This window comes from Psychrobacter glaciei, from assembly GCF_014652895.1.
GTDB lineage: Bacteria > Pseudomonadota > Gammaproteobacteria > Pseudomonadales > Moraxellaceae > Psychrobacter > Psychrobacter glaciei.
In genome coordinates, this window is record NZ_BMZR01000003.1 from 217,408 (window position 1) to 230,232 (window position 12,825).

The 12,825-nt window shown below is 43.7% G+C and carries 11 protein-coding genes; 7 read left to right on the forward strand and 4 right to left on the reverse strand.

The features are described from left to right. The first annotated feature begins 160 nt into the window (after positions 1 to 160). From sppA to IE130_RS08565, 3 genes are all read left to right on the forward strand, one after another. The gene (sppA, locus tag IE130_RS08555) at positions 161 to 1,207 is read left to right on the forward strand and encodes a signal peptide peptidase SppA (protein ID WP_189584560.1); all 1,047 of its coding nucleotides are present in this window, start codon (positions 161 to 163) and stop codon (positions 1,205 to 1,207) included. A gap of 229 nt (positions 1,208 to 1,436) precedes the next feature. Beyond that, positions 1,437 to 2,327, forward strand: a complete 891-nt coding sequence (locus IE130_RS08560) for an alpha/beta fold hydrolase (protein WP_010199629.1) — start codon at positions 1,437 to 1,439, stop codon at positions 2,325 to 2,327. Positions 2,328 to 2,418: 91 nt separating this feature from the next. Continuing rightward, positions 2,419 to 3,210, forward strand: a complete 792-nt coding sequence (locus IE130_RS08565) for a CPBP family intramembrane glutamic endopeptidase (RefSeq protein WP_227676174.1) — start codon at positions 2,419 to 2,421, stop codon at positions 3,208 to 3,210. A 213-nt stretch (positions 3,211 to 3,423) separates the two neighbouring features. Here IE130_RS08565 and dusA read toward each other — a convergent pair whose 3' ends face one another. The 3 genes from dusA to IE130_RS08580 all read right to left on the reverse strand — a co-directional run bounded on the left by dusA (position 3,424) and on the right by IE130_RS08580 (position 7,688). Then, positions 3,424 to 4,395, reverse strand: coding sequence for a tRNA dihydrouridine(20/20a) synthase DusA (gene dusA, locus IE130_RS08570; protein ID WP_189584563.1), 972 nt, complete (start codon positions 4,393 to 4,395; stop codon positions 3,424 to 3,426). Between the two features lie 108 nt (positions 4,396 to 4,503). Then, complete coding sequence (locus IE130_RS08575) at positions 4,504 to 5,808, reverse strand: MFS transporter (RefSeq protein WP_189584565.1); 1,305 nt, start codon at positions 5,806 to 5,808, stop codon at positions 4,504 to 4,506. A gap of 236 nt (positions 5,809 to 6,044) precedes the next feature. Further along, positions 6,045 to 7,688 carry a phospholipase D family protein gene (locus IE130_RS08580; RefSeq protein WP_189584568.1) on the reverse strand — a complete coding sequence of 548 codons (1,644 nt, stop codon included), beginning with the start codon at positions 7,686 to 7,688 and terminating at the stop codon, positions 6,045 to 6,047. 440 nt (positions 7,689 to 8,128) lie between these two features. On the opposite strand from IE130_RS08580, the gene IE130_RS08585 reads away from it, so the two are divergent. From IE130_RS08585 to IE130_RS08600, 4 genes are all read left to right on the forward strand, one after another. Then, complete coding sequence (locus IE130_RS08585) at positions 8,129 to 9,403, forward strand: O-succinylhomoserine sulfhydrylase (protein ID WP_189584570.1); 1,275 nt, start codon at positions 8,129 to 8,131, stop codon at positions 9,401 to 9,403. A gap of 94 nt (positions 9,404 to 9,497) precedes the next feature. After that, positions 9,498 to 9,827 (forward strand): YbaB/EbfC family nucleoid-associated protein, encoded by a 330-nt coding sequence (locus tag IE130_RS08590; RefSeq protein ID WP_189584573.1) that lies wholly within the window; start codon positions 9,498 to 9,500, stop codon positions 9,825 to 9,827. A 107-nt stretch (positions 9,828 to 9,934) separates the two neighbouring features. After that, on the forward strand, positions 9,935 to 10,528 hold the full coding sequence (recR, locus tag IE130_RS08595) for a recombination mediator RecR (RefSeq protein ID WP_189584576.1): 594 nt from the start codon (positions 9,935 to 9,937) through the stop codon (positions 10,526 to 10,528). A 164-nt stretch (positions 10,529 to 10,692) separates the two neighbouring features. Next, a complete protein-coding gene (locus IE130_RS08600; protein WP_189584591.1) occupies positions 10,693 to 12,018 on the forward strand; it encodes a ribonuclease D in 1,326 nt (441 codons plus the stop codon). On the opposite strand, the gene IE130_RS08605 is transcribed toward IE130_RS08600, so the two are convergent. After that, a complete protein-coding gene (locus tag IE130_RS08605; RefSeq protein ID WP_189584594.1) occupies positions 12,008 to 12,697 on the reverse strand; it encodes an esterase/lipase family protein in 690 nt (229 codons plus the stop codon). The genes IE130_RS08600 and IE130_RS08605 overlap by 11 nt on opposite strands. Positions 12,698 to 12,825: the final 128 nt, after the last annotated feature.

Below are 12,825 nucleotides of genomic sequence, written 5' to 3' on the forward strand. Positions count from 1 at the left end.
TTTCACGGTTACACTCTTGAACCATAACCGAAATAGCACCATACTTAGTACTCTATTAATATAGATGACCCCTACAGTGAGAAAATTTGATTTCTCACTGTATTTATTTTCTATATCATCTCTTTTATCGTTTTAGACTGTTTCTGACTTAGGAAGTTATATGCCCAACTGGCCACCAGACCCTAACAAACGTTCTGACAATTCGGCAAATCAGCCGACACAGATGCCACAGCCAAGCGGACAAGAATGGCGCCTGATTGAAAACACCTTATTGGCTAGTGTGGTTGAGCAGCGCCGCGCTCGTCGCTGGAGTATTTTCTTTAAATTATTGACCTTTGGTTATATCTTATTGATATTTTTGACCCTTGGTCGTGGGTGTAGTAGTTCGCCAACGGGTATGGATGCAGTCGATACCAGCGCGCCGCATTTGGCCGTGGTTGAGCTGCAAGGCGTCATCAGTAATGACGATGTTGCCAATGCTTATGATGTCAATGAAGCTTTGAGAGATGCTTTTGCGAATAGTAATTCCAAAGCGGTGGCATTAGATATCAACTCACCTGGTGGCTCACCTGTACAGTCTGATGAAATCTGGCAGACTATGATGGATTTGCGCAAAGAGTACCCAGATAAAAAGCTTTATGCTGTTATCGGTGATATTGGTGCTTCAGGTGCTTATTACATCGCTTCTGCGGCAGATGAGATTTATGTCAATCCATCAAGTTTGGTTGGCTCTATCGGTGTCATTATGCCAAGCTACAATGTCAAAGGTTTGATGGACAAGGTTGGTGTAGAAGATCGTACTATTACGGCTGGTGAGTACAAAGACATTTTAAGCTTGTCGCGCCCATTGACTGATTATGAAGAAAATCATGTCGAAAAAGTACTGGCAAATACGCATAAGCATTTCATTAATGCTGTAACAGAAGGTCGCGGTGACCGCTTGAAAAACCCTGAGCAAAACAAACTGTTCTCAGGATTATTTTGGACAGGCGAGCAGTCTATTGAGCTAGGTTTGGCAGACAAGACAGGTAGTATCACAAGCCTGAGTAAGCAACTAGATCTTGATACTGTGATTAGCTATAGCCCAACTGATCCGTTCCAAATGTTTATGGATCGTTTTGCCGTGCAACTGGGTGCAGGCATTGGCTCTAGCGTTAGTCTTGATGGTTTTTTACCACAAGAAGAAGGTAACGCAAAGATGCGTTAAGCGTTTAATGTTTTAGATATACTGTGTATGATTGTTGAGGCTGGGCATATAATTATGCTCAGCCTCAATTGTATGTAATGCTAAATAAATATCTTATTTAAGAGTAAATCGTTATCAATGTCGCGATAGCTATCAATTTTGCTATATTGGTGATATTTAGCTTAAGAATGCTATAAGGTTCAATCATTAAAAATAATATATAACATAAACCATCCCACGAGAGCCTGTTATGAGAGATGAAATAAATTTGCAGACCTTTGCAGCGCTACCTGTCTCCAAAAAAACCAATAAGCCTGTTATACATTTTGCCCATGCCAATGGGATGCCAAGTGCCGTCTATCAGCCGTTTTTTGAGCATTTAGCAGAGTTTTTTACTATCGAATATATCCCGATGTTAGGTAATACGCCTGATTATCCAGTGGATGATCATTGGCGTCGACTGACTCAACAGATTATAGATAGTGTAAAAAGCACCTGTGAGAAGCATGGTATCTCGCAAGTCGTGGCCGTTGGGCACTCGCTGGGTGCTATGTGTACGTTACAGGCGCTGTACCGTGCGCCTCAGCACTTTGCTCAGGCGGTATTAATGGATCCGCCTTGGATTTATGGCAAAGTCAGTTTTTTGTGGCATTTGGCAAAGACAGCAGACAGATTGCCTCTTATGAATAATCGTTTGATGGACAAGCTGTCACCAGCTGGCGTGTCTAAGCATCGCCGCGATGTGTGGGACAGCCGAGCCGACGCGTATGAAAAAATGCGGCATAAAGGTTTTTTCAAAAACTTTGATGAGCGTAGCTTTCAAGGATATATCGAGCACGGTTTACATGAGCGTGCGGATGGCAAGGTAACATTAGCGATTCCGAAAGCAAGCGAAGTGGCGGTCTTTCGAACCAATCCTTCTTGGTATTGGCTGGCACCAAATCGAGGGCCCAAAGTACCTGTCACATTGATTATTGGTCAAGACAGTATCTTTCTGAAACGCCGCTTCCCGCAGCAAATCAAATCCCGACTCAATATTCCTTATGCAACCCATGCGGGTGGTCATATGTTCCCGCTTGAGCATCCAGAGTCTGTGTCACGGCAAGTATTGGATTTAATCAAGCAACAACTCCCAACATGAATGATGCTCGCTACTTATTTAACGGCTTATATGAATAACTATATGAAGCTGTCAGGAGCATTGCTCGTTTATTTTTTTGAGTCACCGCCTTATGCCAAACCAACCTAGTGCTACCAATGACCCGTCTATAAATGCGCCCGAGCGTTCGCCGTTATTTTCACGCTTCGGTGCATTTTCAATGACCGTAGGAATGGTCATATCATTTTTTATCAGTCAATTGTTAGGGGTGTATGTTGCAGGCAAGCTGTTATTACCAGCAGCTAAAAGCTCAAGCGTGGCTGATGTATTTTTCTTTGGCAGTAGTAATGGCACGGTCGTGAGTGTGTCGATCATGATTGGCGGTGTCTTGCTAGTCGCCCTCATCGTTATGCTGATTCAATTAAGAGGTGGTAATTGGCAACAGTATCTAGCGCTCAAACCGTTTTCAGTAACGGTTGGCGTCGGCATGCTGGGCTTGCTATTGATATTTATGATTGGCAGTCAGGCATTGACTTACTGGCTCGATAAATCACCATTGGTATTTGTAGACCCGCTGTATCAGTCAGTCAGCTCAGTGTGGCTACTGGTGTTTGCGATGGTGATCGTTGCGCCATTATACGAAGAGCTGGTCTTTCGCGGCATATTATGGTCAGCCATTGCTGAGCAATTCGTCGTCTCACCAAGTCAAGAGCAGCGTGGGGCGATCATTGCTAGTATTATCACCAGTTTGATATTTGCGGTGATTCATTTGCAATATGGCGTTTATGAAATCAGCACTATCGTAGTGTTGGCATTGATATTCTGCTACGCACGTGTAAAGTCTGGCTCGCTGCTACTACCAATGCTGCTACATATTGTGAATAATGGCGCTGCGATGTGGCAGTATTTAGCGCAAACAGCTTAGGGCGTGTCCTCAATTCAATCGATGGTCATCTAAATAGGTCAAAAATGGCTAAATCTTGCCAAACGGTGTCAAATAGCTGACTAATATCTCGATATTATCTGCGCTATTTTCCTTGTTTGAGGGCAACTTATCTCACTTTTATCGCCATTTTTAAAATAAGGACACGGCCTAATCAAAATCTGTTTAATCAAGCGTCTGTTTAATCAAAGAAAGCTACGCATCAGGGTTTAACGCCAAGACCTCAGACGCTGCTTGCTTAATATCATCTATGGTCAGCTTGGGTTTGCCGCTCAGTGATTGACGCCATTTTCGAGCACCTGTCAGCCCTTGAAACAATCCTAAATAATGACGCGTCATCGTGGGCAGTGCCTCACCTTTGGCGACTTTTTCTTCTAGATAAGGATAAAGCTGCGTCAAAATGTCTGAGCGCTTAGGTGCTGGCTCACCCCATAAGCTGTTGGCTTCTGCCAGTAGATAAGGGTTATGATAAAACGCGCGGCCAATCATCACACCGTCTATATGCTGCAAGTGCGTTTGAATATCTGCAACTGTCTCAATACCGCCGTTTATCTCGATATCGAGTTGTGGAAAGTCTTGTTTGAGACGATACACATCCTCATAGCGCAGTGGCGGAATGTCGCGATTTTGCTTGGGACTAAGACCTTGTAGCCACGCAGTACGGGCATGAACGATAAAACGGCTACAACCCGCAGCAGCGACTTTCTGCACAAAATCTGCCATAAACTCATAACTGTCAAAATCATCGATACCAATGCGGTGTTTAACCGTCACTGGGATATCGACAGCCGCTTGCATATGTTTGACTAAATCGGCGACAGTGTTTGGCTCGGCCATGAGACAAGCGCCAATTTTGTTATGCTGTACCCGATCTGATGGACAACCAACATTGATATTGACTTCATCATAGCCATGCTGCTGGGCGAATTCAGCACACTGGGTCATCTCACCAATATCTGCACCGCCAAGTTGCAGGACAAGTGGGTGCTCAAGTGTATCAAAGCGCAAATGCCGAGCCCGATTGCCATGTATGAGCGCACCAGTACTGATCATTTCGGTATATAGATACGTGTGCGGATTAAACAGCCGTGCAAAATAACGATAATCTGTCGTTGTCCAATCAATCATCGGGGCAACGGACAGTCGCTTATTGGTCATATCAACCATGGGTATTAAGCCTTAATATTTGTGTCTTAAATAAATGGATAAGGTGCAATGGATGAGACATACCATTGCACCTTAGTTTCAATCTTGATGTGGATACTGGTCAGCTATTTACGAGATCACGTGATCAATTTTTTTGTATTCAGGTAGATTATAAAAATAAAGCCCCATAATAATACCAATAAAGCCGATAAACGTAATGTATAGTGCTGGTGAGAAGCTTATTAGAGTAGTGGCATAGCCTAGACCGAAAGGTACTAATACGCCCACGATACCGTAGGTAATATTATAGCAAAAAGCCATTCCTGTGAGGCGCACATTGGTCGGAAACAATTGCACAAGGATAGCAGGTACCATACCGACGATGCCAGCGCAGAAGCCTAATAGCGCATACATGATTAATATGTAATCACCACCTGCCTGCAAATGGTAAAAGAAGGCCAGCATTTGAGCAATGAGTAGAACAGAACCAACAACTAAAATTTTACCAAAGTTCTCATGGTTAGACACCATGCCATAAAATATGCAGCCAAAAATCATAAATATGATGGCCAAACTATGAGAAAACCCAAATAGGTCACTATCTAAAACAAAGTTTATCTCTATTAAGTCTGGTAGCAGTAGAATGACAACAGAGGTAATGCTAGAAATGACCAACGTCAGTACCATACCAACAAATATAGAATGCTTACAATGTTTAAAAAGTATGGTAAATGGTTCGCTCGCGCTAGTGCCAATTTTTGACTTGTCCAGTGCAAGAAAGAATGGTGTCTCTCCGACGAGTCGCCACATCAATAATGGCAAAAAGCTTAATACAGCGGCAATTAAGAATGGCAAACGCCATCCATAATCAGTCAACTGATCCGTCGTCATAAAGGTAGAAAGCCACATAAAGAATGCATTTGAAAATAGCACACCTACTAAAAAGCTGGCAGTGACATAGCTACAGGCTACTGATAAATATTGCCGTGGTACATGCTCTGCCACAAAAACCCATGCCAAGGGGACATAAAGGCCATATGCCATACCCTGTATAAGCCTTAGGAAAATAAATAAAGCGGGCGCAATCCATCCCCACTGTGCATAATTGGGCAGAAACGCCATCGCCAACAAACTTGCAGCGGTCACTATCAGACTTAGCAACAATATAGGCTTTCGACCTTTTATATCGCCGTATCGACCAAAGAGGATACCACCAATTGGACGTGCTAAATAACCAACAGCAAAAAGTCCCAGCCCTTGTAGTTTAACAACTTGAGGGTTGGTGTTCGCAGGAAAAAATGCAGCCGAGATGATATCTGCCATGTACAAATAAATCAAAAAATCAAAAAACACCACAGCGCTGGTAAAGCTAATAAACAGCACTACATTTTTGTCTCTAGTAGACATTAACGCATATTGAGAACGAGACGGCATAATAGATCACGCATCCACAGAGTAAAGTGGTCATTAAGACGGTCATCGTTTGGATAACCGCTCATCATAAAAACCGGCAAATCAACGTAGATAGATAATGATTTGCCGAAACAGTAGGTTTGGGTATTTGGTATGAGCAATGTTGGTTGCAGGGGTTTGATCTAACAGAAGCTAAATCCGAAATCTTGAACTTTTGAGTGTCAATTAAGGGTCAGTGAGTAAAAGGTCTTACGTCTTTATAGCAGCCAGTCGATTGGTAACCATGACATGATGGTGAGCCAAATGTGATCACTCATATCAACGCGTGGCTCCGAATCATAGATCACTTTTTTACCATCTTCCATGGTATGCCATTGCAAAGCGCCGCTCTCCAGCAACTTGACTTCATAAGCTTGATTTAACAAATCATCGCTGAGTGCACCGTGCAGCTGGCTTGCCAGTTCCTCATCGTTAATAATCACGCCCATTTCGGTATTGATATTGGCAGAGCGCGGATCGACATTGTATGAGCCAATAAAGACTTGATAGTCATCCACGGCAAAAGTCTTGGCATGTAAGCTGGTTGATGATTGGCTACGCGCTCGCCACAGTTTGTTTTCACGTTCTTCTTCAGCAGCCGTTGATTTTAGCTCGTATATTTTGACGCCTGAGCGAAGCAAGTTGGGTCGCCATTGACTATAGCCAGAGTGAACGGCAGTGACGTCCGTCGCATCAAATGAGTTGGTCAAAATCTTAATATCAACACCAGATTTGGCCAGCTTGACCAAGGTATCGACACCATCTTTAGTCGGCACGAAATAAGAAGAGATGATAGTCAGCTTTTTGGTTGGGCTACCGAGCAAAGTGCGCAGCTGATGTACCAGATTGGTGTCAGTAGGAACCGTTTTGCTCAGTTTACCGACATCATCACTCAAAAACTGCATATCCGTCCAGCGAAAGGGTACCCGTTTATTGATCAGATCGCTGTCTATCGTAGAGTCTTTGATCGCCGCTTTATAGACCGTCAAACTGCTGCCTTCGTTATTGTCTTCGTCGAGACCGAGCTTATCCAATGCGGACAGAAAATCAGGTGTCACATCATCATCAAATTTTGCCAACGTTTCGATATCAAATGATAAAGGTGATGACCAGTAACTGGCAAAACTGTTGTCGATATCTGCGACGACTTTACCAATAAGTAACACATCCAAATCCGCAAATTGACTGCTTTGATCATTACTCAGGTATTCGTTACCAATATTACGACCACCAATGATGGTGATTTGCTTGTCAAAGGTCATGCTCTTATTATGCATACGCCGATTGATACGCGGCAATCCTGTGACAAAGTTTAAGGTTTGAAATTTACGATGCATCAACGGATTAATAATGCGCACCGCAATGTTTGGGTGGCTGGCAAAACGTAATAAATGCTGATCGAACTTTGCGCTATTATTAAAATCATCGAGCAACAAGCGCACGATAACGCCGCGTTCAGCTGCATCCCAGAGGTCTTTTAACAGTAGTTGACCGGCTTGGTCATTATGCCAAATATAATACTGTGCATCGATGTTACGTGTGGCCATATCTGTCAAGATACTGCGCGCGGCAAAGGCATTTGCCCCAGTCACTATCGGGTGATAGCCTGACAAATCAGGGTGAATGTCATTCTGTGCACTGATAGCGGACACCAAATCGATATTACTGGTGTCAGTCGCTGCAATTTGTTTAGGCTGTGGGTTGCTTTCTTGCTGATATAAAGCATTCACTCGCGCTGACAAGGCTTGGCTTTCAGGCAAATGTGGCTGTTCGGGCAAAATCTGACATCCACTCAGTCCTAAGGTCAACCCGAGTGTTAGGCTCAGCGATAAATTGCTTGGTTCTATATTTAGCATCGACATAACTGATTAACCCTAATAAGCCTTGATTTATTGAAAGTTTGCTGAGTATTTTCGTTTATTTTCAAATAATAGCGCTGATTATAATGCTTATAAAAATAACACTCGAGACAAAGCGTAGGACAAAGCCTAAATGGTCGCTAAGCTTAGCAGCTGTCGTCCTATCTGCCTATTATAAATACGTTATTTTTTTAGTTTATGCACTTGACTAAGCTCGCGTTTTATTTTGATTATAGACTTGGTGATTCTATCAAGACGTATTCAAAAATAATGTTTAGTAGGGCTCTGAAACCAGATGTTTGGAATAAGTTGACATGCTATGATAACGCTGACAAATGGTATCCATAATTAAAAACAAGCAGCCATTCTATTACTAATCGTTTTATTACCAACACATTTTACTACTAACACATTTTACTATTAACAAAAGTAACGGAAGATTTATGAGTCAGTCGCAAACGCAGAATGAGAGCAATGTGAGTAAGTTAGATCCAAACTGGCGTAACGACGCCCTAGATTTAGGGCTTGATTATGGCATGCAGACCATCGCTGTACGAGCAGGGCAACATCGCACGGATGAAGGTGAGCACTCAGAGGCTATCTTTACTACTAGCTCGTATGTTTATACCTCAGCGGCAGATGCCGCCGCTCATTTTAACGGAGATAAGACGGGCAACGTCTACTCGCGGCATACCAATCCGAGCGTTCGTACCTTTGAGCGCCGTTTAGCAGCGCTTGAAAATGGTGAGCGCGCTGTTGCGACAGCTTCGGGTATGGGTGCGATTTTGACCATGTGCTTGGCGTATCTAAAAGCTGGCGATCATCTACTGGCTGCCAATCAGCTGTTTGGTTCATCCATCGGTCTATTCAATAATTATATGGCCAAGTTTGATGTTGAGGTCAGCTACGTTGATTGCTTCGATAATGACGCATGGGCAAAAGCGGTGCAGCCAAATACCAAAGTTATTTATTGCGAAAGTCCTAGTAATCCATTGGCGCAGATTTGTGATATTGAGTATTTAAGTCAGCTGTGCAAAGCCAATGATATCTTACTGGTGGTAGATAATTGCTTTGCCACGCCAGCCTTGCAGCGTCCGCTTGATTTGGGTGCCGATGTGGTGATTCACTCTGCGACCAAGTACTTAGACGGGCAAGGTCGTGTATTGGGCGGTGCGCTGGTTGGTAGCGATGCGCTCATGCAAGAAGCGTTTACCGTGGTACGCTCAGGCGGTATTAGCATGAGTCCGTTTAATGCGTGGGTGTTTACCAAAGGGCTTGAGACACTGAAATTGCGCATGCAAGCGCATTGTCAAAATGCCAATCAAGTGGCGGATTTCTTGGTCAATCATCCCAATGTTAGCACGGTGCATTTCTCAGGGTTGAGCGATCATCCGGCTCATGAACTGGCGACGCGTCAACATCATATGAAAGGTGGTTATGGTGCTATCATGGGTTTTGAAGTCAAGCCATCTGCTAGCCTTGATTCAAAAGCCGCTGCATGGCATGTGATAGACTCAACGCAAATGGTTTCTATTACTAATAATTTGGGCGATGCCAAAACCACGATTACCCATCCAGCGACGACTACCCACTTTCGCTTGACCGCTGAGGCGAGGGCAGAAGCAGGCGTCAAAGATGGTCTGATTCGTCTGTCTGTTGGTTTAGAAGATGTAGAAGATATCATTAAAGATTTGGCGCGTGGTTTAGACAGTTTGTAAAGATAACGGTATAATCACTGTTAACGCATAAAATTTACGTTATTAATAATTACTCACTACGATACGCATTATCATAAATAATAAAGAGGCAACTATGAACATCCAAGCATTAATGCAACAAGCACAAACGATGCAAAAGAAAGTCGAAGCAAACGTTGAAAATGCTAAAAAAGAGCTAGGCAATAAAGAAGTTCACGCAGAAGCGGGTAGTGGTCTGGTAAAAGTCACCATGACGGGTCGCCATGTGGTTAAGCGTTTGACCATTGATCCAAGTTTGCTTGAAGATGAGCCAGATATGATCGAAGACTTAATCGCTGCTGCTATCAATGATGCGGTGCGTCAAGCGGATGAGCTATACGAAGAAACCATGGCTGGCGCGACCTCAGGTATGGGTCTGCCACCAGGTATGCAAGGTATGTTTTAAGCGTTAAATACTTCATACTTAAGACAAAAATGGGGTTGTTATCGACACGATACGACCCCATTTTTATAGCTACGGTTTATAAATTAAGTTAAATAAAGGAAGATGCTTTGCTAACAGCCAAATTTGATCAGCTGGTCAAACAGCTGCGTATTTTGCCGGGTGTGGGTCAAAAAAGTGCCCAACGTATGGCGCTGCATTTGCTTACCAAAAAACGCCCACAAGGCATGGCACTCGCCCAAGCACTTGATGAGGCGATGCGTGATATCGTCGAATGCCAGCGTTGTCACAGCTTTAGTGATGAGGCCGTTTGTCCACTGTGTCAAGATCCAAGGCGTGATGATGGCCTACTATGCGTGGTCGAAACGGCGGCGGATGTGATGGCTATCGAGCAAACGGCAGGTTATCGTGGACGCTACTTTGTTTTAGGTGGTCACTTATCACCGATTGATGGGATTAGTGCCGACGACTTAAACATCGATCAGCTGGTCTGGCGGGTTAAGCAAGAGCCTGTTGAAGAGTTAATATTAGCGACTGGTACAACTGTCGAAGGGCAGACCACCGCCCATTTTATCAGCGAAGCGGTCAGTCGTCATGTCAATAAAGTCACACGTTTGGCGCAAGGCGTACCGATGGGTGGCGAGCTGGAGTACCTTGATAGTATGACCCTTGGACAAGCGATGCAAAATCGCTCTTTCTTATAGTATTATCTCTAGCAATTTTATAAGTTCTTTACAAAACCCAAATCTTGCCCATTTTATTTTATGAACTTGTTATAATTGCTTAATTGCCACTATTTTTCTCGTTTTTCTTTTATTAAAACGCAGTTTGGCGTTTTCTTTCCCCCTATTTATGCAGGTATCTGCCCGTGTCTAACCATGTTCCAACCGCTTCAAGCGCTGCCACCCAATCAAACCTTGCAGACAACACTGCTGCTATTGACGATTCATCAAAGCAATCAGTTAATACTGAAATAGCGTCAGCAGCTGTGCCGCCTGAACCAAATATCGATGCATTATTGGATATTGCGGATGAAGTTGCCATCACGTGGGTGCGTGAGCAAGATGGTTTGGCTGAGGTCATCGATGCATTGGCGACTTGCGGGCGAGTGGCATTAGATACCGAGTTTATCAAGCGCGATACTTATTATCCGCGCTTGGCACTGGTACAGCTAAACACAGGCGATCACATCTATTTACTAGATGCCCCGCAGTTGCAACTGGGTGATTTTTGGCAAGCGCTTAGCGAAGTTGACGTGGCGATTTGGCATGCTTGTGGTGAAGATTTAGGGATTTTTTATCTATTGTCTGGTTGCCCACCGTTGACCAATATTTTTGATACGCAAATTGCGTTGTCTTATTTGACGGGACAGCTGCAAATGGGCTATCAGCAGGCGCTTGATGACCAATTAGATATGCATATCGATAAAGAACAAAGCCAATCAGATTGGTTACAGCGTCCGCTCTCAGATGAGCAAGAGCAATATGCGATTGATGATGTACGCTTTTTGCCAGCGCTCTATTTGAGCCTTGAATACGAGCTAAAAAAGCAAGGTTTATACGGTTATGTATGGGCGGATTGCCAGCTTTATGCCAGCGATTTGTACGACGCTCAGCATGTTGAAGACGAAGCGATGTACTTAACGATGGCTGATTATCGCTATAACTCGCAGCAAATGGCGATACTCAAAGGAGTGGCTACGTGGCGAGAAGAGCTAGCGCGTTCGACCAATCAGCCGCGTACTTTTGTGATTAAAAAACAAGCCGTACGTGAGATTATCACTGAAAAACCGAGCAATATGCGAGAGCTTGCGCACAAAACCACGATGCACCGTAGCATGCTGCGACTGTATGGTGAAGAGTTGCTTAAGGTAATAAAAGAGGCAAAAAACCTGCATCCTGCTGAATATCCAGACTGTCTATTGCCGCCGTATCGCTCAAAAAATAAAGTATTGTCAAAAGCCGTGCAGCAAGCGATTGATGAGCAAGTAGAAGCTATTGGTGTACCTGCTAATGTATTGATGCGCAAAAAATGGCTAGGGCAGCTGTATGAAGTGATTGCGTTTGATAAAAACCTAAGCGAGCTACCAGAAGGCTTAAAAGGCTGGCGCAATAAGTGGGTGACGCAGACTTTGATACCAGTGATTAACAAGCACAAAACCGAGTTGCAGCAGGGTATGGGTATCAATGTTTAAGTTTTTTATGCTCAAACTGTCCATGTTGTAAAAAATACATCACTTGTGTGGTGACACCTTTATCGACCAGCATCCCAGTATGCGAAACTGGTAAAACAATATGATCAGTGGCTGCCTCTATTTTGGTTTCTTCTATATATACTGTGCCATCGTGTAGCAGATATTCTGCTGATGGCATATTGTCTGCTTTACGCAGTTTACGGTTATGATACTGCAAAAATAACTGCCCCAATCCATACGGACGATTTCCTGCAATCACGCCCAAGGTAATATGTGCTGGTAATGGTGGGACTGTTCCATCTAAAGCATCGACATATGAGCGTCCTACTACAGCGGGGCTTAAGCGCCAGATATAATCTGCACAAACACTTCCTACATGCGGTGTCCCAAGCGTCACGCAACGTCCAATCTGCCACTTGGGATACTGAGTGACGAAATCACGAATAATCAAACCACCCAAACTATGACCGACCAAATCTATCGGCTGATCAGGCTGATGATGCTTTTCTAGCCAAGTATTAAGGCCTGCGCTATTGGTTTTGATGCCATCACGCATACTGCGGTAGCTATATTGATGGGTATCGAAGCCTGCTGCTTGCAGGCGCTTGGCCAGTGGGCGCATGATCCAAGTGGTTTGATGCAGACCATGAATCAGAATAACGCGGTTTTTTTGTTGCATAGTAAGATCCAAGTCATTGCTTCAAAAATTTACGGCTTCAAAGATTTAAGATAAATATTTTGTTATCGGTATAAGCCTTTATTTATCACTTATCCATTAATAATGTTACCTGTTAATTTGATAGATAA